This is a genomic window from Streptomyces scabichelini, assembly GCF_011045015.1.
GTDB classification, from domain to species: domain Bacteria; phylum Actinomycetota; class Actinomycetes; order Streptomycetales; family Streptomycetaceae; genus Streptomyces; species Streptomyces scabichelini.
In genome coordinates this window covers 70,391-90,641 of the sequence record NZ_JAAKZY010000009.1, presented here as the reverse complement: position 1 = coordinate 90,641, position 20,251 = coordinate 70,391, and the positions used below count along the sequence as shown (strand labels likewise).

Annotated in this window: 18 protein-coding genes; 7 read left to right on the top strand and 11 right to left on the bottom strand. The window is 71.9% G+C overall.

Going from position 1 to position 20,251, the window contains the following annotated elements; all coding sequences use genetic code 11:
* Position 1 precedes the first annotated feature (1 nt).
* Genes pcaG through G5C60_RS04995 form a run of 4 tightly spaced genes read left to right on the top strand, consistent with a single transcriptional unit; the run spans position 2 to position 3,911 of the window.
* A complete protein-coding gene (pcaG, locus tag G5C60_RS05010; protein ID WP_165254944.1) occupies positions 2–577 on the top strand; it encodes a protocatechuate 3,4-dioxygenase subunit alpha in 576 nt (191 codons plus the stop codon).
* On the top strand, positions 574–1,911 hold the full coding sequence (gene pcaB / locus G5C60_RS05005) for a 3-carboxy-cis,cis-muconate cycloisomerase (protein WP_165254943.1): 1,338 nt from the start codon (positions 574–576) through the stop codon (positions 1,909–1,911). Before pcaG ends, pcaB begins: the two co-directional genes overlap by 4 nt.
* Entirely contained in the window at positions 1,908–3,077 is a 1,170-nt protein-coding gene (pcaDC, locus tag G5C60_RS05000; protein WP_241266515.1) for a bifunctional 3-oxoadipate enol-lactonase/4-carboxymuconolactone decarboxylase PcaDC, read from the top strand. The genes pcaB and pcaDC overlap by 4 nt, the downstream gene beginning before the upstream one ends.
* Positions 3,078–3,110: 33 nt before the next feature.
* Complete coding sequence (locus G5C60_RS04995; protein WP_165254942.1) at positions 3,111–3,911, top strand: SDR family NAD(P)-dependent oxidoreductase; 801 nt, start codon at positions 3,111–3,113, stop codon at positions 3,909–3,911.
* A gap of 15 nt (positions 3,912–3,926) precedes the next feature.
* Here G5C60_RS04995 and G5C60_RS04990 read toward each other — a convergent pair whose 3' ends face one another.
* On the bottom strand, positions 3,927–6,596 hold the full coding sequence (locus G5C60_RS04990; protein WP_165254941.1) for an ATP-binding protein: 2,670 nt from the start codon (positions 6,594–6,596) through the stop codon (positions 3,927–3,929).
* Between the two features lie 320 nt (positions 6,597–6,916).
* On the opposite strand from G5C60_RS04990, the gene G5C60_RS04985 reads away from it, so the two are divergent.
* Positions 6,917–7,876 carry a DUF2510 domain-containing protein gene (locus G5C60_RS04985; protein ID WP_165254940.1) on the top strand — a complete coding sequence of 320 codons (960 nt, stop codon included), beginning with the start codon at positions 6,917–6,919 and terminating at the stop codon, positions 7,874–7,876.
* A 133-nt stretch (positions 7,877–8,009) separates the two neighbouring features.
* Here the strand turns inward: G5C60_RS04985 and G5C60_RS04980 are convergent, their stop codons facing one another.
* Entirely contained in the window at positions 8,010–8,633 is a 624-nt protein-coding gene (locus G5C60_RS04980; RefSeq protein ID WP_165254939.1) for a TetR/AcrR family transcriptional regulator, read from the bottom strand.
* Positions 8,634–8,864: 231 nt separating this feature from the next.
* Here G5C60_RS04980 and G5C60_RS04975 point away from each other — a divergent pair, with 231 nt between their 5' ends.
* Positions 8,865–9,692, top strand: a complete 828-nt coding sequence (locus tag G5C60_RS04975; protein WP_165254938.1) for a phosphatase PAP2 family protein — start codon at positions 8,865–8,867, stop codon at positions 9,690–9,692.
* Complete coding sequence (locus G5C60_RS04970; RefSeq protein WP_165254937.1) at positions 9,689–10,657, top strand: DMT family transporter; 969 nt, start codon at positions 9,689–9,691, stop codon at positions 10,655–10,657. The genes G5C60_RS04975 and G5C60_RS04970 overlap by 4 nt, the downstream gene beginning before the upstream one ends.
* Positions 10,658–10,712: 55 nt before the next feature.
* Here the strand turns inward: G5C60_RS04970 and G5C60_RS04965 are convergent, their stop codons facing one another.
* From G5C60_RS04965 to G5C60_RS04925, 9 genes are all read right to left on the bottom strand, one after another.
* Positions 10,713–11,585, bottom strand: coding sequence for an LURP-one-related family protein (locus G5C60_RS04965; protein WP_165254936.1), 873 nt, complete (start codon positions 11,583–11,585; stop codon positions 10,713–10,715).
* On the bottom strand, positions 11,582–13,666 hold the full coding sequence (locus tag G5C60_RS04960; RefSeq protein WP_165254935.1) for a phosphocholine-specific phospholipase C: 2,085 nt from the start codon (positions 13,664–13,666) through the stop codon (positions 11,582–11,584). The genes G5C60_RS04965 and G5C60_RS04960 overlap by 4 nt, the downstream gene beginning before the upstream one ends.
* 175 nt (positions 13,667–13,841) lie before the next feature.
* Positions 13,842–14,456: a response regulator transcription factor gene (locus tag G5C60_RS50940; RefSeq protein WP_206439098.1), complete on the bottom strand. Its 615-nt coding sequence runs from the start codon at positions 14,454–14,456 to the stop codon at positions 13,842–13,844.
* Between the two features lie 40 nt (positions 14,457–14,496).
* Positions 14,497–15,363, bottom strand: a complete 867-nt coding sequence (locus G5C60_RS04950; RefSeq protein WP_165254934.1) for an SAM-dependent methyltransferase — start codon at positions 15,361–15,363, stop codon at positions 14,497–14,499.
* An 80-nt stretch (positions 15,364–15,443) separates the two neighbouring features.
* Entirely contained in the window at positions 15,444–16,658 is a 1,215-nt protein-coding gene (locus G5C60_RS04945) for an MFS transporter (RefSeq protein ID WP_165254933.1), read from the bottom strand.
* Positions 16,655–17,293, bottom strand: coding sequence for a TetR/AcrR family transcriptional regulator (locus G5C60_RS04940; protein ID WP_165254932.1), 639 nt, complete (start codon positions 17,291–17,293; stop codon positions 16,655–16,657). Before G5C60_RS04940 ends, G5C60_RS04945 begins: the two co-directional genes overlap by 4 nt.
* Positions 17,294–17,366: 73 nt before the next feature.
* A complete protein-coding gene (locus G5C60_RS04935; RefSeq protein ID WP_165254931.1) occupies positions 17,367–18,635 on the bottom strand; it encodes an acyl-CoA thioesterase/bile acid-CoA:amino acid N-acyltransferase family protein in 1,269 nt (422 codons plus the stop codon).
* A gap of 69 nt (positions 18,636–18,704) precedes the next feature.
* Complete coding sequence (locus G5C60_RS04930; protein WP_165254930.1) at positions 18,705–19,454, bottom strand: hypothetical protein; 750 nt, start codon at positions 19,452–19,454, stop codon at positions 18,705–18,707.
* Entirely contained in the window at positions 19,451–20,251 is an 801-nt protein-coding gene (locus G5C60_RS04925; protein ID WP_165254929.1) for a CPBP family glutamic-type intramembrane protease, read from the bottom strand. The genes G5C60_RS04930 and G5C60_RS04925 overlap by 4 nt, the downstream gene beginning before the upstream one ends.

Genomic DNA, 20,251 nt, shown 5'->3' with positions numbered 1-20,251 from the left:
CATGACCGAGAACACCACGGGGCAAGTCCTCCCCACCCCCTCCCACACCGTCGGCCCCTTCTACGGGTACGCGCTGCCCTTCCCCGAGGGCGAGCAGGTGGCGCCGAAGGGGCACCCCGACCAGATCACCCTGCACGGGTACGTATGGGACGGCGAGGGCAAGCCGGTCCCGGACGCCATCCTGGAGTTCTGGCAGGCGGCTCCGGACGGCTCCCTCAAGGGCGCCCCCGGTTCGATGCGCCGTAACCCGGTGACCGGCGGCTACCTCGGCCGCAACGGCACCGACTTCACCGGTTTCGGGCGGGTCGCCACGGACGCGGACGGGCACTACGCGCTGTACACGCTGCCGCCGGGCAACGCCGGGCTGCCGTACATCAGCGTGTGCGTGTTCGCGCGCGGTCTGCTGCACCACCTGTACACGCGGGCGTATCTCGCGGACGGGGCGGACCCGCTGCTCGACTCGCTGCCCGCGGAGCGCCGGGCCACGCTGGTCGCACAACCCGGCGAGCGGCGCACGTACCGTTTCGACATCCGCCTTCAGGGCGAAGGCGAAACGGTCTTCCTGGAGTTCCAGTGACCCTCGGCCACACCGACAGCCTGCTCGCCCCCGGGTGGGCAGGCTCCCCCGCGTCGTCCGCGACCGGCGACACCGCCTTCCTCCAGGCGCTGCTGGACGCGGAGGCGGCGCTCACGTGTGCGCAAGCGTCGCTCGGCCTCGCGCCTCCGGACGCCGCCGCGGCAGTGGACGCGGCTGCCGACGCGGCGCGCTTCGACGTCCATGACCTCGCGCTGCGCGCGCGGGCCGGCGGCAATCCGGTGATCCCGCTGGTCGCGGATCTGACCGCGGCGGTCGGCGCGGTGGATGAGGAGTACGCCCCGTACGTCCATCGGGGCGCGACCAGCCAGGACATCATGGACACAGCCATGATGCTGGTGGCCGCGCGGACACTGGACCTCGTCCTGGCGGATCTGGCCCGTACGGAGCATGCGCTCGCCCGGCACGCTCGTGAGCACCGGGACACAGCCATGCCCGGGCGGACGCTGACGCAGCACGCGGTGCCGACGACCTTCGGTCTCAAGGCCGCGGGGTGGCGGTCCCTGGCGCTGGACGCACGGGACCGCGTCCAGGCCGTACGCGACGGGCTCCCGGCCCAACTCGGGGGCGCGGCGGGCACGTTGGCGGCCTTCACCGCGTACGGCGCTTCGGACACCGGCGCGCTCGTCGAGGCGTACGCCCGTGAACTCGGCCTCGCCACCCCGGTGTTGCCCTGGCACACCCTCCGAACCCCGGTCGCCGATCTCGCCGGAGCCCTGGCGTTCACAGCGGGCGCCCTCGGCAAGACGGCGGCGGACGTGCTCACCCTCACGCGTACGGAGATCCGCGAGCTGAGCGAGGGCTCCCGCGGCGGTTCCTCCGCGATGCCGCACAAGGCGAACCCGGTGCGCGCCACGCTGATCGCCGCCGCGGCCCGCCGTGCGCCGCAGCTCGCCGCGACGCTGTACGGCTCCCTGGCCGCCGAGGACGAACGCCCCGCGGGTGCCTGGCACGCCGAGTGGGAACCCCTGCGCGATCTGCTCCGCCTGGTCGGCGGCGCGGCGCGCGACGCGGCCGAGCTGACCGAAGGCCTCCGCGTGCACCCGGAGGCGATGCGCGCCCACCTGGACCTCACGCACGGCCTGATCGTCTCCGAGCGGCTGTCCGCCGAACTCGCGCCGGTGCTCGGCCGCGCCCGTGCGAAGGAGCTGCTCACGCGGGCCGCCGAGCGGGCCAACGCCGAGAACCGGCCGCTCCTCGAACTCCTCACCGAAGAGCCCGAGTTGAAGGAACTCGACCTCGCGGCCCTCACCGACCCGACCCAGTACACGGGCTCCGCGGGAGCCCTCACCGACCGTGCTCTGGAGCGACGTTGACCACCCATCCGACCGGTAACCAGTCGACCGGTAAGCAGCCGACCGGTAAGCAGCTGCACCACCGCGCCGAGGGACCCGCCACCGCTCCCCCGCTGCTGCTCGGCCCGTCCCTGGGCACCTCGACAGCCTTGTGGGACAAGGTCGCGCCGGAACTCTCCCTCACCCACCGCGTGGTGCGCTGGGACCTCCCCGGCCACGGCGGCTCCCCCGCCGGCCTGATCGGGCCCGGCGCGACCGTCGCCGAGCTGGCCGGACTGGTCCTCTCACTCGCGGACTCGCTCGGCATCGGCCGCTTCTCGTACGCCGGTGTCTCGCTCGGCGGCGCGGTGGGGCTGCAGCTCGCGGCGTACCACCCGGAGCGGGTCGACCGCCTCGCCGTGATCTGCTCCTCGGCTCACTTCAACGGCTCCAAGCCGTGGGAGGAGCGTGCCGCGCTCGTCCGCGCGGAGGGGCTGGCGGGGCTTGCGGCGAACGCGAACTCCCGTTGGTTCACGCCTGGTTTCACCGTTCCGGAGCTGGTCGAGGATCACCGTACGGCGGACCCCGACGCGTATGCCGCCTGCTGTGACGCACTCGCGGCCTTCGACCTCCGTGAGCGGCTGCCGCGGATCGCCGCGCCCACCCTGCTCGTCGCCGGCCGTGAGGATCCGGCGACCCCGCCCGCTCATCTGCGGGAGATCGCCGACGCGGTGCCCGGTGCCGCGCTCACCGAGATCCCGGGCGCCTCGCATCTGGCTCCCGCCGAGCAGCCGGAGGCCGTACTCACCGCTCTGCGCGCGCACTTCGACGGTGGCGCGAAGCGCGGGATGGAGGTACGCCGACAAGTGCTCGGCGACGCTCATGTGGACCGCGCCCAGGCCCGGCAGTCCCCGTTCACCGCCCGGTTCCAGGACTTCATCTCGCGCTACGCGTGGGGCGAGATCTGGACGGACGAGACGCTGTCGCGCCGCGAACGCAGCCTGATCACGCTTACCGCGCTGGTCGCGCACGGTCACTACGACGAGCTGGCCATGCACGTCCGTGCCGCCCGTCGCAACGGGCTCTCGTCCGAGGAGATCGGTGCGGTGCTGCTGCAGACGGCTGTGTACTGCGGCGTCCCGGCGGCGAACTCGGCGTTCGCGGTGGCCCAGCGGGTTCTCTCCGAGGAGGACGAGGACGCGGGGTGACGGGGGCGAGACAACCCTGCCTAGGGTGGAGGCATGGCCACAGTTCTTGTCACCGGTGCGACCTCCGGCCTCGGCCGTCACGTCGCCTTCGAACTCGTCCGCTCCGGACACACCGTCCTCGCACACAGCCGCGACCCGAGCCGCACGGAGCAGCTGGTCGAGGAGCTGCGTACGGAGGGGGAGGCGTACGGCTTCGTCGCCGATCTGGCCTCGCTCGCGCAGGTGCGCGACCTGGCCGCGCGGGTCGCGAAGGCCCACCCCCACCTCGACGTGCTGATCAACAACGCGGGCGTCGGCTTCGGCGTCCCCGGCAGCGGGCGCGAGGAGAGCGCCGACGGCCACGAGCTGCGGCTGGCGGTGAACTACCTGGCTCCGGTCGCGCTCACCCGCGCCCTGCTGCCCGTGCTGCGCGCGAGCGCCCCCGCCCGGATCGTCAACGTCGGTTCGGCGGGCCAGCAGCCCCTGGACTTCGACGACATCGAGGTGACGCGGGACTACGACGGCGTGCTGGCGTACCGCCGCAGCAAGCTCGCCCTCGCCGCACACACCTTCGCCCTCGCCGAGGAACTCGCGGGCACCGGTGTCTCGGTGAACGTGCTGCACCCCGCCACCTTCATGGACACCACGATGGTCCGCGAGGCCGATGTCGAACCCTGGTCCACCGTGGCCGACGGAGCGGCCGGCGTACTGGCCCTGGCCACCGGGGAGTCGGGCCAAGACGCCACCGGCCGCTACTTCGACGGCACCAGTCCCTCGCAGGCGCACTCGCAGGCGTACGACCATGATGTGTGGAAGCGCCTGGAGGCGGTCACGGACCGGCTGCTGGAGAAGTAACCGGGCCGGCAGCGGTCAGCGCAGCGTGTCCAGCGCCTCCTGTGCGCGGGCCACCAGGCCGTCCGCGCCGCAGGAACGGGCCAGGGTGAGGCCGTGGTCGAGTTCGGTGACGGAGCGGGACGCGATGCCGTACTCGACGCGGGCGAGGGCATGTTCGTAGGAGCAGGGTGACGCCTCCAGGTACGTGACGGCCTGGGCGTACAGGGAGATCGCACGTTGGCCGGTCTCCAGGGCGGCGGCGCAGCGGAGGGCCTCTCCTATGGCCGTGTCGGTGCCGAAGCGTTCGGCCTGGACGCGGAGTTCGGCCGCGACCTCCGCGGCGCGCCTCGGGTCCGAGGCGGCGAGCGCCCGGGCGAGGTCTCCTGCCCAGGGCGCCATCACCGTGTTGTGGCCGCCGCGGGAGGCGGCCATCTTCTCGGCGACCTCCAGTTCGTTCATGCCCTCCTCGACGCGCCCGGTGGCGATCAGGAGGCGGCCGCGCATGGAGTGGGTGTCGGGAGTGGTGCTCGTGGACGGGTGGGGCGGCTGGAAGGCGTAGCGCTCGGCGATGTCCTCGGCCTCGTCGACATGACCGCGGGCGAGCAGCGTGTCGATGAGCATGCAGACCACCAGCCAGTGCATGGGCAGACCACGGCCCACACGGTCGACCAGCAGCAGCGACTTGCGCAGGAAGTCCTCCGCGTCCTTGAGCCGGCCCCGTCTGCGGTGCACATAGCCGCCGTAGCCGTACGCGAGGGCCAGGTGGCCGCCGCTCCACCCGGCGGTCTCGTACGCCCGCTGGGCCTCCGAGAAGAGGCTTTCGGCGCGGTCGAGGCGGTCCGCGGCCGTGTACGCGAGGCCGAGCATCATGAGGAGTTCGAAGCTCCACTCGGGGTCGGTCCAGCCGAGACCGGGCGCGAGGCGGCCGTTGACGAGGGCGCGGTCGCACAGTTCGACGACCTCCTCGGCGTTCTCTCCCCGGGTCGTCGCGTCGAAGGCCCGCAGGATGAGCAGGGCGCGCTCGGCGTTGTCGCGGCCGGTCAGCGGCCTGACGAGTTCGGCGAGGCGGCGGGAGCGGCCGGGCGCGTCCTGCTCGTCGGCGTGGAAGCCCTCCCACATGTAGTGCACGGCCTGAAGGCGCATCCGCTCGGGACCGGGCTTCAGCCGGACGACCTCCTCGTCGATCGTGCGGAGGGCCTCCTCCAGCTGGTCGTTGTGGACGAGCGCCTGTGCGAGGCGGCAGACGGCGTCGACGCGGAGGTCGCTCTCCAGGCCGTGCAGGGTGAGCGCCTCCCGCAGGTGCTGGATCGTGGTGGCGGGCGAGGTGAGGAGGGTGGCGCAGCCCAACTCGTAGAGCACGCGCGCGTGGACCTCAGGCAGCGGGGGTTCGAGCAGGGCGCGCTCCAGACAGCGGCGGGCCGCCTCCGGGGCGCCGACGGCGAGGTGTTCGCGGGCGGCCTCGCGCATCTGCTGTACGAGGTCGGGGTCGTCGTCCGGGTGCACTTCCAGGAGGTGGCGGGAGGCCGCCGCGGCGCCGAGGCCCGACGCGGTGACGACCGAGGCGGCCACGCCGTGCATCGCGGTGCGCAGGCCGTCGGGGATCGAGCGGTAGACGGCACTGGCGATCAGCGGGTGGACGAACTCCAGGTCGTTGCCGGTCACTTGGCCGCTCGCCCGGTCGGCCCCGGTGAGGATGCGGGCCGCGCTCAGCAGGTCCGCGCAGCGCTGCGCCTCGTCCAGCGGCATCCCGGCGAGTTCGGCCGCGATGTCGAGCGAGATCTGGGTGCCGAGGACCGCGGCCGCCCAGGCGAGCCTGGTGGCGTCGACGCCGAGCCCTTCGAGACGGTCGACCAGGCCGCGGCCGCGCGCCGAGCGGTTCAGGGCGCGCAGTTCGGTGGCCGAGCCCTCGACGGGTTGCAGATCGCTGTCCTGGACCTTGGCGAGGAGTTCCACGGTCTCGTACGGGTTGCCGCCGGTGACCGCCCACACCTCGCGGCAGAACGGGGTGTCGGCGTGTTCGCCGAGCGTGGCGCGGGTGAGCCCGGCCGTGGCGTCCGGGGTCAGCGCGCGCAGGGTGGAGGCCGCTCGGGCCGTGGCGCCGATCGCGTCGAGGTGGCGGGCGCTCTCGCCGGTGACTCCTGCGGGGCGGCGGGCGACCACGACGAGGACGGGCAGGTCGTCGAGGCGTTCCGTGAACGCGGCCAGCCAGTGCAGGGTCTCCTGGTCGGCCCAGTGCGCGTCGTCGACGAGCAGCACCAGCGGCCACTCGCGCCGGGCGAGCCGGCGCACCGCCGCGACCAGTCCGTCGCACACGTACTGCGGGTCGGCCTGGCGCGCACCCGGTTCCGCTATGCCGAGGGCGGGTCCGGCGATGTCGTACCAGTCGCCGAAGTACTCGCGCGCCTCGTCCGGCATGAGCGACACGAGCGCGGGCTGCAGCAACTGCCGTACGACATTGAAGGGAACGGAGGTGAGGGTCTCGCCGCCGCGCGCCGACCACACCGTGCAGCGGCGGTTCTTCGCCATCCGGCGGGCCTCGGCGAGCAGTGCGGTCTTGCCGATGCCGGCCTCGCCGCTCAACAGCAGTACGCTGCCCGCGCCCGGGCCGGCCCGCAGGGCGTCGACGGCTTCCGCGATCGCGGAGAGTTCCGCGTCGCGCTCCCAGAGGGGAGCCGAGGCGGCCGTTCCCGGCCGTGCCTCCGTCATCCCGCTACCTCCCCAGGTCGCCCAAACGACGTACAGGCCATGAGCCTAGTCCTCAGGAAGCCGCCATGGCGGCTCGTCGGGCCACCTGTTCCCGGGACGGGTGACAGCCGCGGACGAGAGGCGACGGGCCGCGCCGCCGACCAGGCCCGGTGAGAGCCATGGAGCGTCAACAGCCGTGACAGGAAGCCGAGTTTCACCGCGGGGCAGGCGGGAACCGCCCGGACCGCGGGCTTCGGAACAGCCGGTGCGGCGGGTGCTCGTGGGACGTGAGCCGGGATCCTCTCATCCCGCTTTCACACGAGGCTCATACGGTGGGGTCCATGACCCAGGTGACTCCTCCCGGCTGGTACCCCGACCCCGGGCAGACAAATGACGGTCCGGCCACCCAACGCTGGTGGGACGGAAGGACATGGACGGAGCAGACGCGCCCCGCCGAGTCGGCCGCGTGGGGTCCCCCGGCGTACCCGCCGTCCGGCGGACCGTATCCGGGCTCGCTGCCCGACACCCCGCGCCGCCGACTGCGCACAGGTCTGGCGATCGCCGCGGCGGTGGCGGTCCTCGCGGGCATAGGCGGCGGGGTGTACGCCCTGACCGCCGACGACGGTTCGGGCGGCGGCAATCAGGACAACGCCCGGACGGCACCCACGCTGCCGGGACCTCAGGGGCAGGACGGCGGCGGTCAGGGCGGCCCGGACGACGGCGAGAGCGGGGGTCCAGGGCAGCCCTCGCCACCGCAGACCGAGAAGGGCTACGCCACCGACGCGCTCAGCGGCATCAGCATCCCCGTGCCCGACGGCTGGACCGGCCAGTCCGGGCAGGTCGGGGGCGCCGGGGTGTCGACGGGGACGTACAAGTGCCCGGGCGACACATCGAAGGAGTGCGTGCGCGGCGGGGCCAACTCGGCGCCCGCCGTGGCCTTGGAGATCAAGGCGACCACCGCCGAGTCGGCGGCGAAGGAGGACATCTCCAAGAACGCCCAGGAGTCGTACGGCGGCGCGACCTACGGCAAGATCACCTCGCGCGACGAACTCGCCTCGAAAGCGGTGACCGTGGCGGGCGAGAAGGGCTACATGGTCCGCTGGAAGGTCGTCACGAGCAAGGGCGACGACGGCTATGTCGAGTCGCTCGCCTTCCCCTCCCCCGCCAACCCGGAGATGCTCGTGATCGTCCGCTTCGGCATCGACGCGAGCGCCGAGGCCCCGAAGGTGTCCGTCATCGACGAGATCACCAAGGGCATCAAGGAGGCCGCGGGCGGCGGCGGCAACGGGCAGAAGGTGTGACATGGATCGGCCGGGTGGGGCACCTCTCCGCTCAGGAGGCGCCCCGCCCGGCCGGGGTGCGCGCCGCCCCCGTCCCCACGGTGCGGCGCGAACAGGCCGTTGTCCGGACGTCCCACGGACCGCGGCCTGAGTCTCAGCCGGCCTCCGACAGGCCGAGGGCGGGAATCAGGGCCGCGTCCACGTAGCGGACGAGATAGTCGGCGTCCGCGTACTGGCCCTCCAGGACGGGCCGGACCCGGATCATGCCGATCAGTTGCGCGGGCACGAACTCCAGGGCCGGATGGCCGGCGGCGATCTCGCCCCGGTCGACCGCCCGCCGGATCATCTCCTGAAGCGCCGCGCACTCGGGCTCGACGAGCGCGCCGCGCAGCGCGCACTGCAGTTCCTCGTCCTGCATGACGGCGTGCCCGAGCGCCTGGAGCAGCTTGGTGTCGTCGTCGGACCGCTCGCCCACGGCCCGCGCTGCCGCGCGCAGGTCGCCGGCGAGTGAGCCGGTGTCGATGTCCGCGAGCCGCGGACGGTGGTGAGCGCGCAGTGCGGCCGCCACGAACTGGGGCTTCGTCTTCCACTGCCGGTAGAGCGTGGACTTGCTGCACCGGGTGCTGGCGGCCACGCCCTCCATGCTCAGCGCGTCATAGCCGCACTCGCGGATCTGCTCGAGCGCGGCATCGAAGAACTCCCGCTCACGCTCGGGCGTGAGCTTGGAGCGGCGCGCGGCGACGACCGTCTCCGGTTCGTCCGCTGCCTGCGACGTCATGTGTTCTTCTCCTCGCTCGTCTCCGGGGCCCGGCGGCCTGCTTCCAGTGTGTCGTACGTCTATCGATACGCCACTGTACCGATACGGAGCCGTATCGGTACAGTGGCGTATCGATGAGCCTTGGACAGGACCCACTCCTGTGTCGAAAGGACCACTCCTGTGCCGAGTGGATCCCCTCCTGGGCTCACCACGCACCACCTCGCGCAAGACCGTCAGCAAGGGGGCCGGGGGATGGAAGCCCGAACCGAGTCGGCAGGAAAGTCGGCAAGAAGAGAGGCCGCCGCGATACAGCGGCCGCCCCTCGTCCGTGAGCTCCTGCTCGTCGCAGGGCTCTTCCTCGTCTACAAACTCGGCCGGCTGCTGGCGACGGGCCACACCGGCGAGGCCTTCAGCAACGCGAACCGCGTGTGGGACCTGGAGCGGGCCGTGCACCTGCCCGGCGAGGGCGCCGTGCAGTCCGCACTGCTGCACGGCGACACTCTCGTGCACATCGCGAACACCTACTACGCGACCGTGCACTTCCCGGCCACAGCGGCCTTTCTGGTCTGGCTGTATCTGCGCCGCCCCACCCACTACGTCTGGGCCCGCCGCGCCCTCGCCGCGATCACCGCCGCCGCCCTGCTGGTGCACCTCACGTTCCCGCTCGCGCCGCCCCGGATGCTCGCCATGGCAGGTCTCGTGGACACCGGGCAGATGTACGGGCCGACGGTGTACGGGGCCTCGCCGGAGACCGACTCGCTGTCGAACCAGTTCGCGGCGATGCCGTCGCTGCACTTCGGGTGGGCGCTCATGGTGGCGATCGGACTGATCGTCGCGATGCGGTCGCGGTGGCGCTGGCTGTGGCTGCTCCATCCGCTGCTCACCCTGCTGGTGATCGTCGGTACGGCCAATCACTACTGGCTCGACGCGATCGTGGCGGCGGCGCTGCTGGGCATCGTCCTCGCGGTGATCCGTCTGCCGCACCGGACAGCGGCCGCGGGCGGCCCCCCGGAGCCCGTGCCGGGCGGCGCGCCGGCAGCACCGGACTCCGCACCGGAGCTCGTCGGAGCCGGCCGATGAACGCCACCGTCGTCGCCGTCGTCCTCTCGCTGTTCTCCGCCGTCGCGTACGCCGCCGCGGCCGTGGCCCAGGAGCGGCTGGCCTCCCGGACCTCCGACTCCGGCGTACTGCGCCTCCTCGGCAGCGGCGCGTGGTGGTGGTCGGTCGCACTCAACGGGTCCGCCGCGCTGCTGCACGTGGCCGCCCTCAAGTACGGGCCCCTCACTCTCGTCCAGCCGCTCGGCGCGCTCACTCTGGTCGCCGCGGTGCCACTGGGCGCGCGGGTGGCGGGGCGGCGGGTCAGCTCCGTCGAGTGGCGGGGTACGGCTCTGACGCTGGCCGGGCTCGCCGCGCTGCTCGTCACGGCGTCCGGGCCCGCACCCGACGACGTGCTGAGCGTGCCGGAGGCGCTGGCGGTCGCGGGCCTGACCGCGGTCCTCATCGGCGCGCTGTCCCGGCCGGGCGCACGCCCCGGGCTGCGGCACGCGACGGCGTCCGGCTTCGCCTCGGGTGTCGCGTCCGCGCTCACGCAGAGCGTGACGGTGGCCGCGACCGACCGCACGGGTCCGCTGCTCAGCGCGCAGGTGATCGTGGTGGCCCTGCTGGTGGCGACCTTCGCGACGGGCGGGCTGCTGCTGTCGCAGATCGCCTACCGGGGCGGCCTCGGCGCACCCCTCGCCGTGGTGACGCTGGCCAACCCGGTGGCCGCCGCGGTGATCGGGCTCTCGCTGCTCGGCGAGGGCCTGCGGGGCGGGGCGGCGGGTCTGCTGCTGGCCTTCGCGGGGGCGGCGATCGCGGCCCGGGGCGTGGTGATGCTGTCGCGCGCGGTTCCGGAGCCACCGAAGCCCTCGGTTCCGGAGTCACCGAAGCCGTCGATGGAGGAGCATCCTGTCGCCGCGGTGCTGGCGCTGAAGCCCGAATCGGCGTCGCAGGAACCGGCGTTGGTGCCCCGGCGACCCGCGCCGGGACACCTCACTCCGCTCTGAAGACTCTGGGGGACGCACGGCTTGCGGGACGTACGGCTGACGACAGCGGCCGAGGTCAGCCCAGCCCGCGGCTGTCCTGCTTGAGCGCCGTGTCGACCGTCAGGGCGGTGGCGACCACGAGGCTCAGCAGGGGTTCGGGAAGCTGGTAGTGGATCTGCAGGACGTAGTTGTCCGCGGTCGTGAACATCGTCTTGGCGAGGCCTTCCCAGGTCTTGGTGATCCGGGCGACCTCGTTGTCCGCGTGGTCGACGATCGCGAAGTTCCAGGCGCGCCAGTTCTCCGCCTTGATGGCGCCGACCTGCTGACCGTCTGCCATGATCGCGAAGTTGATCTTCCCGACCATGTTCTGCTGGACGATCTCACCGATCTGCTGCCCGTCCGGACGCGCCACGAGCACCCGCGACTTCATGAACTTGCGCGGGCGCGTCAGCAGCAACTGCGGCTGACCGTACGCGTCACGGATCTCCAGCTTGTGCGTCATGAACTGATCGACGCTGGCGACGAAGCGCGCGACCTTCTTCAGCGCGCTCTGCCCGACCTGCACGACCGAACCGAGCTGGTTGCCCTGCTGGTCCATGACCTTGTACTCGTTGGTCAGCTCGATCAGTTTGGCCTTCTGGTTCACCACCAGCACCGGCTCCGTGAACAGGGTGCCGCCGCCGGCCGCGTTCGGCGCGACCCCGGCCTGCTGCTGGACCTGCCGCTGCACACGCTGATCGAAACCGGGCGCCTGCTGCGGAACCTGCGGCGCCTGTTGCACCGGCTGAACAGGCTGCGCCTGCTGAGCGGCCTGCGCCTGCTGGGCCTGCGCCTGCTGATCCGAGTTGGTGTGCTCGGTCCACTGAGTGCCGTCCCAGTAGCGCAGCGTCTGGGGCGCACCGTGCGGATCCGGGTACCAGCCTGCAGGAGTGTTCGAATGCGTGGTCACCGGGGCACACTATCCCGACCCGCCCCGTACCTGACCAGACCCAGAGCAGGGTCACTCACACCCGGCCGCCCGTTCTCCACATGTCCGGCGAACCGGCGCAGGAACGATCCGTCCGCGTCGGACACGACGGTCAGGTCGTACCAGCGCTTGCTCGCCCGCAGATCCACGGTGTGCTTCACGGTCACCCCCGGCCGCACCTTGAACGACTTCGGCCGCCCGCCATAGCCGTTGGTGAGCTGGAGATTCACCGTGGCGGCGCCCCTGTTCGTGAAGGTCAGCTCCACGTCGTCCCCGACATGCCGCGCGGTGGCCTCGGGCCCGGCCGCCTTGCCGGGACCCTTGAACACACGCAGGAAGCCGTTGGGCCCGTGCACCGTCAGGTCGTACGAGCCGTTCGAGTACGCGGAGTTCCAGGTGTCCGAGACCGTCCTGCCCGCCCCGGTGGTGTACGTCCACGGGCCGTCGGTGCGGTTGCCGGAGGTGACGTGGAAGGTGGCACCCGCCTTCTTGCCGGAGGCGAAGGTGAGCGTGAGGGTCCCGGCCGCCGGGTCCGCGGAACCGTCCACCCTCGGCTCGTACTTCAGGGGGCGGGCCGGGCGCAGACCGCGCTCCTGCTTCGGCATGTCGGGGTCGGCGGGGACCGCCGGCTTGTAGTCGGGGTGGCGCTCGCGGTCGGCCGGTTCGTAGTCGTCGGTGTCCGGCAGGGCGGCCGGCCTGCTGTCCTTGCGGGAGAAGTCGAAGGCGGAGGTGAGGTCGCCGCAGACGGTGCGCCGCCACGGCGAGATGTTGGGCTCGCGCACCCCGAAGCGGCGCTCCATGAACTGGAGGATCGAGGTGTGGTCGAGGGTCTCGGAGCAGACGTAACCGCCCTTGCTCCAGGGCGAGACGACCACCATCGGCACGCGCGGACCGAGGCCGTACGGGCCGGCGACGCGGTTCGCGGCTCCCGGGTAGAGGTCCAGGGTGACGTCGACCGTCGACTTGCCCTGTGCGGGGGACCCCGGCGGCAGCGGCGGGACGAGGTGGTCGAAGAAGCCGTCGTTCTCGTCGTACGTGATGAACAGCGCGGTCTTCGACCAGACCTCGGGGTTTGAGGTGAGCGCGTCGAGGACCTGCGCGATGTACCAGGCGCCGTAGTTCGTGGGCCAGTTGGAGTGCTCGGAGAAGGCCTCGGGGGCGGTGATCCAGGATATCTGCGGCAGCTTGCCCGCCTTGACGTCGGCCTTCAGCAGGTCGAAGTAGCCGTCGCCGTTCTTGACGTCGGTGCCGGTGCGGGCCTTGTCGTACCAGGGGTCGCCGGGCTTGGCGTTGCGGTACTTGTTGAAGTACAGCAGCGAGTTGTCGCCGTAGTTGCCGCGGTAGGCGTCCTCGATCCAGCCCCAGGAGCCGGCGGCGTCCAGGCCGTCGCCGATGTCCTGGTAGATCTTCCAGGAGATCCCGGCCTTCTCGAGGCGCTCGGGGTAGGTCGTCCAGTCGTAGCCGAGCTCGTCGTTGCCCATGACGGGTCCGCCGCCCCGGCCGTCGTTGCCGGTGTGCCCCGTCCACATGTAGTAGCGGTTCGGGTCGGTGGAGCCGATGAACGAGCAGTAGTACGCGTCGCAGACCGTGAAGGTGTCGGCGAGCGCGTAGTGGAAGGGGATGTCCTCGCGGGTCAGGTACGCCATGGTCGTGGTGCCCTTCGCGGGAACCCACTTGTCGTACTTGCCCCCGTTGTAGGCGGCCTGCCCGTCGGGCCAGCTGTGCGGCAGGCCTTCCAGGAACTGCATGCCGAGGTCGTCGGCCTCGGGGTGGAAGGGCAGCAGGTCCTTGGTGCCGTCCGGCTGGTGCCAGACGGACTTGCCGCTGTCGAGCGTCACCGGGTGCGGGTCGCCGAACCCGCGGACGCCTCTCAGGGAGCCGAAGTAGTGGTCGAAGGACCGGTTCTCCTGCATGAGGACGACGATGTGCTCGACGTCTTCGATGGTGCCGCGGTGGTACCCGGCCGGGATCGCCGCGGCCCTGGCGATGCTGTCCGACAGCGCGGTGAAGGCCGCGGTGCCGCCTGCGAGTTGGAGGAAACGACGCCGATTCACTTGTGACATGGCCCAAGAGCACCAAAGACCGGCGAAGAGGCGCAAGACACTGATGTGACAGATTGCGGTACGTGATGCGAACAATCGGATCCGGCCCGCCGGTTCTGCGCCGAGTACGGCGCGGGGCCGTGCCGTGAGCGGTCCCCCGTCCCGGTCACGGCCGGCCCTCCCCGGCCGAGCTCCGTCACATGGCCGTTCTCATCGTTTCCCCCTCCTCCTCGGGGAGACCGAAGTACCGGGCGGCGATGGCGGCCCGGGAACGGACGCCGAGTTTGTCGAACATGCGGCGCATGTAGGTCTCGACCGTGTGAGGACTGATGTCCAGCGCCCGGCCTATCTGCCGGTTGGTGTAGCCCAGGCCGACCAGTCGGGACACTTCCTGTTCTCGTCGGCTCAAGCCGGTGCCGGGCAGACCTCGCCGGGACAGGACGTCGGCCAGTGCCTCGATCATCTCGTCCGTCGACTCCCCGATCGTGATCAGGGCATCGATGCACTTGCTCTCGGCCTCGATGGTCCGCGGCGGCGAAGGGGAGATGCCGAGCAACAAGGCCCTGGGCGCTCGTTCGAGCCTGCATCGGTGCAGTCGCTCGGTGTCTTCCTGCGCCAGGGTGGCCGGGTCGGTGACGACGAGATCGACAGGAGCGCTGTTGAGCACTTCCCGCGCTCGCGGGACGTCGGATGCCTCGTGGCACCCTCCGGCCGTGGCGTGGCCGAGAATGTCTTCCAGCATGCCCTTGTAGCCGACACGGACGACGGCGTTCGGATGGACCAGAAGGGTTGTGGGGGGATGCTGCACCATCAACGCGGATGCCCTTCCATATGTATGCGGTTTGTCCGCTTTATGTGTGTGGTAAGTCCACTGGGGCCCCGGAGTGCTGCCGTACCGCGTCGATCATGAAGAGCCGCGCCTGACCCGGTGCCCCGTGGGGCGGGACGGGATACGGCCACCGCTTCCCTCCGGCGACGTCCGCTGTCCCGGGCAGGCGGACGCGAGCGCTCCAGCCGTACCGGGCGAGGAAGGCGACGGGGTCGTCGATGTGCGAACGCCAGGGCATTCCGAGGTGTTCGAGCAGGCGCAACTGCGGCTGCGCCCAGGGCTGGTCGTACAGGGCGCTGTTGACCGCGTCGGTGACCAGCAGGCTTCCCGCCGAGGACAGAGCGCTGACCTGGGCCAGCAGTGTCTCGACGTGTGCGTGGTCGAGATAGACCAGCAGCCCTTCGATCAGCCACAGCGTGGGGACCGAGGCGTCGAAGCCCGCGGCGCCCAACTCCGTGTGCCATGACCCTCGGAGATCGGTGCGGACCGTCCGCAGACGACACCCGGACACGGCACCGAGGGTGGACAGCACGGTCCCCTTCCAGGTGAGTGGATCAGGCTGGTCGACCTCGTACACGACCGTGCCCTCGGGCCAGGCGCACCGGTAGGGGCGGGTGTCCAACCCGGCGGCCACGGACACGACCTGGCACGGGCCCGCGGTGGTCAGACGTGCCAGGGCGGCGTCGTCGAAGAAGCGGGTCCGGATCGCCAGGTACGGATTCTCGGCGCCCCCTGAGGCGCGCTCCATGCTCTCCAGCAGCCGGTGTCCGTCGTCTCCCGCGAGGGCGGCGGCGTACGGATCGTGGAAGAGCCGGTCGGGGCGTGCACTCTCCCGGGCTCTGGCTGCCGCCGTCCATCTGGCGGTTACCGCCAGCTGCCGTACGGTCATGTCGAACCTCCTCACCAGAGTGGGCCCTGTGGCCGTCGTGGGTTGGGGTCGATCCGGGACCGGGTGGTACGAGCGGCCGGTCAGCCGGACGTCGCTTGGGGGATGCGGGGCAGCCGTACCGCGCTGAGCAAGCCTGTGATCACGATGACGGCTGCGGAGGCGGTCATGGCCGTGGTGAATCCGAACGCCTGGGTCGGGAGGCTGCCGATGAGCGGCCCGAGCAGCAGTCCGCCTCCGAACGCGAAGTTGTACAGGGCGTAGGCCGCACCGAGAGCGGGTGGTTCGGCACGTTGTCCCTGTACGCCCATGAGGGTCGTGGCCGGGGTTTGGAGCAACGGCCCGTAGGCCACGCCCAGAACCGCCATCGCGACCGCGATGTGCCAGACCTCCGTGGCCACGCCGATCACCAGGAGGGCCAGGCCCGCCAGTACCGCGCCGACGGCGACCAGCAGATTGACACGTATCCGGCCGATGAGGTTGCCGGTCACCGGGGAGAGCACCACACCCACGACGACCGTGATGGCGAAGAGCAGGCCGGTGGCCGAGGAACCGACGCCGAGGTCTTCCCGCAGCCGTAGCGGGAGGACGGGTTCGATGGTGGCGATGGTGCCCGCGGCGAGCAGCGCGACGACGACCACCGCGCGGGAGCCCGGGACGCGCAGCACGGCCAGTGGCCCCGCCGGGTCGTCGGTGACCGGCGGAACGCTCCTGACGAGCATCAGGTAGACGAGCGCGTCGAGGCAGGCGAGCGCGGCCGCAATGATGAAGGGGGCGGGCAGCCCGAGGTGGTCGGCGAGCAGACCGCCCAGCGGTGGCCCCAGCAGCAGGCCCGTGGTCATGCCGCTGATGGCGATGCCCATGGCGCGGCCGCGCTCCGCGAACGGCGTGGTGCCCGCGACCAGCGCCAGAGCCGCGACCCAGGACAGTGCGGCGGAGGTGCCCTGGAGCAGCCGGGCCAGGACCAGCATCCAGAAGTGCTCACTGAGTGCGAACAGCACGGACGCGGCGGCCAGTCCGGCGACGCCCAGCAGCAGGGGGTTCCGTGGGCCGGCGCGGTCCACCCACCGCCCCACCAGAGGAGTACCGGCGAGGAATCCCGCCGCGTAGCAGGCGAACAGCACGCCGATCGCTCCCGCCCGGACGCCCGCGTCCACGGCGAGACGGGGCAGGACGGGGACGGCCAGGCCGTAGACCAGCATGTCGGTGAACAGCACCAGGAAGGCCACCGTGACGGCGGACTTGGGGTTGGCTGGTGCGGAGTCGGGAGTGGCGGTTCGGCTGAGGGAAGTATTCATAAGACTGCTGTGGGTGAGCTGTTGGTTTCGTCGGTCAGTCCATGGACGATGGCCGCCGCGAGGTCGGGGGTGGCCGCGCCGGCGGCGGCGCCGGGCAGCTCCCGTCCGGAGGCGAGGGTGGTGGCTCCGTACAGCACGGTCAGCAGGGCGTAGGCCACGTCATCCGGCCGGAGTCCGGACGGCAGGGGATCCCCGATCTCGGCCGCGACCGAGCGCAGGTCGTCCCGCCAGGCGCCGATGGTGGCCTGTTTGTCGGTGAGATCGCTGTCGGCGGTGGGCAGCTGCGGTGCCACGCTGACGGTGACGGTGACCAGGGCGCGAAAGCGGGCGTCCTCGCTCAGCAGCCGCAGGAAGGCGGCCAGGAACCCGGTCAGACGGTCCCGTGGCGGCGTGGACCGGTCGGTCAGCCGCTCCCACGCCGGCTCCATGACCGTGCGCCAGTTCTCCTTCAGTACGGACACGAGGAGCGAGCGCTTGTCGTGTCCGTGGTGGTAGACGGCGCCGCGGGTCACTCCCGCGCGCCGTGCCACCTCGTCCAGCGTGGTGGCCGCCCATCCCTTTTCGGCGAAGACCTCCAGGGCCGCGTTCATGACGGCCTCGCGGGTCTCCGCGGCGGCGGCTGCGGTACGCCTCATACATACATACTCACATGTATGTAAGTGGCGTACAAGCACCCGCACGTCTGGGCGAGCACGGATCGCGCGCCGCCTAGCCGCCGAGGTGCGATTCCTGGCCGCCGAAGTGCGTCTGCTGGCCGCCGAGGTGCCCGTGGAGCGCCTCCCAGCTGCGGCGGTCCGCGCGGGCACTGGCCGCGGCCGTGTCGTCGACCGAGTTGGCGGGCAGCCCGGGAACGAAGAGGGTGTGTCCTATCGCTTCGAGCATCAGTTCCCGTACGGGCCGACCGTGCCGGCGCATGGTGCGTGCGATGGCCCGGGCCATGGCGGCGGACGGCCAGAGGTTGTCGCGGCGCAGCGCGATCAGGAGCGTGTCGGCGGTGATGCGCTCGACCGGTATGCGCGCCGGGCTGTGCGGGGACACCTGGGCGAGGGCGCGCTCGTGGAACGGCAGCAGACGCGTCTTGTCCAGGTCCTGGTAGAAGGCGTCGTCCGCGTCGAACCGGAGGAAGGGTACGGGCGCTCCCCCGCTCGACCATGAGGAACGCGCCGGCAGCGACGGGTCGTTGCGGACGGACTCCCAGACGTGGGACGTGGGTGCGTAGGCGACGAGTTTCCTGACGTCGTCCCGGTGCACGGCAAGCTGCAGGGCGAGTTCGGCTCCTTTCGAGATGCCCACCAGGTCCAGCGCGGAGCTGCCGACGTCCGCGCGCGACAGGAGCCGGTCGCACGCCGTGGCGACGTACTCCAGCGGGATCTCGACGATGTTGCGGGGGCGCCCGTAGTCGCCGTCCCAGTCGAAGTAGCACACGGCGAGCGCGGGCCGGCCGGACGCGGCCAGCAGGGCGGCCACTTCGTTGCTCCAGCCGAAGCCGCCCCAGGCGCCGCCCAGGACGACGACGGGGCGTTCGGAGCTCCGGTGCTCCGGGAGGAACAGATCGGCCACGTGGTCCTCTCGCCACTGCTCCTGTTTGACGCCGTCGACGAGGAAGGTGCGCCGCAGGGTGCGCTCCGCCGTGACACGGCCCTCCAGGCATACGTTCACGGTGACGTCCAGCGGTTCCAGGGAGCCGGTGAGCATGTCGCTGTAGCGGACGGGTTCCGCCGCCGGCTGAGCCGTCATCGAGGCCATCAGACCCAGTCCGTCCGCCGCCCCGGCCAGGACCGCGGTGAAGGCCCGGCCGATGTCGGCGTTCCCGGAGTCGTCGGCACGGACACGGGTCTCGGTGGACCAGAGCGTGCCGTCGCCGGAACGAAAGGCGGCGTGGGCGGTGGCCTCGCCGTGCGGCGGCAGCCCCGTGCAGTGGAGGTCGATCGGCTCGTCGACGCGAGCCACGGGGGTTCGGGTGAGCAGAGCGGTCATGGAGGGGCTCCTCGTCTCGCTGCTTGTCGCTGCATGAACGGGGCCTGAACGGGGCCTGCCTCGCCACGGTCAGGCCATGGTCACGTAGGCGAAGGCGGCCACGGCCGCCACCACCAGCGGGAGCGCGGCACTCGTCGTCGCGGCGAGGACGGAGTGCGTGGTTCCCACCACCGCGGCGAAGGTCAGCGGATACACCAGCTCGACGCCGCGGCGTGCCCCGGCGGTCTGTACGAGGGCGTACAGCGCCACGGAGCAGATCGTCGCGATCCAGACGGGCAGCCCGGCCAGAAGCACGGGGAACGCTCCCCGGACGATCAGCTCCTGCACGGTCAGGTAACCGGCGAGGAGAGGCAGGGCGAGGAGGCGCGGGCCGTCCTCCGCGACCCGCACGGCGGCGGGCTGCCAGCCGCACGAGACGGTGGCCAGCCAGCCCGGCGGATCGTACGGCATCTGCGGCGTCCGCCGACCGCCACGGCGGCCGGCGAGCGCGCCCACCACGCCAGTGACGGTCCCGAAGACGAAGCTCACCGCCATCGCCTCCCCCACGCCGAGGGCAAGGCCCGTCAGCAGGGACAGGGCGACCCCTGCCGCGCCGCCAGGCCTCAGGAAGGCGGACAGGTCCGCGCCACGCTCCAGGGAAGGCAGGACGAGCAGCGCCATGACCACGAGCAGCACCGCCTGAGCCGCGGTCAGGACCGCGAGTCGCCGCCACGCTCGCGTCCCGTGCTCGCGCCCGTCCTTCGGCCTCAGCAGTCGTACGTGGCAGCCGACGAGCACGACCAGGCAGCCGACCGCGGTCACGGCGGTCACGGGGGTCATCGCCCCTCACCCGCCGTCTCGCGCGGCATCGCTCCCGCACGGGCCGCCCCGGTGTACCCGGTGTGGACGGGGAAGCAGGCGGCGAGGTTGAACAGCACGTGCGCGGTCACGGCCGCGAGCAGCGTGGCGGTCGCCGCGGCGCCCAGGAACAGCGCGCCCACGACCGACTTGGCGAGGGCCTGGGGCCACCCCCCGTACGCGTGCGACAAGCCGAAGGCGACGGTGACCGCTGCAAGCGCCACGGCCGCCGGCGGCGCGGGCAGCCGCAGGCACAGGGCCGACAGCACACCGCGGTAGACCAGTTCCTCCAGGACGGCCAGCGTGGTGAGGCCGCCGGGCCCCCACCGTGCGCCCGCCGCCGACCGGGCCCAGTGGTACCACCGCTCCCGGGCCAACGGGATCCCCCAGCGACCGCCCTCGGCCGGCTCGTGGCCGGCCGCCGCGCCCGCCGGCCGGGACCGGGTCGACGAGGACGGTGCGTACGACGCGTACGGAGCCCGCCGCCGTTTCCCGCACTGGTGCACGCACCACCGGTCCCCGACAACGGCCGCCACGCCCGTGCCGCCGCCCACCGCGAGGGCCACCACCACGGCTGCCGCACCGTCCGGCAGCCACGCACCGATGCCCAGGTACCAGCCTCCCGCGCAGGCCACCGTGGACAGCACCGCGCCGTACGCGGGCAGTGGATGAATCCCCCGGTCGGCCAGCCAACGCGCGTGCACCTGTGCCGCGATGGACCGGGCCGCGGTGCCGTAGAGGGCCAGCAGCGCGACCCCGTAGGGAATCAGGCCGCGCAT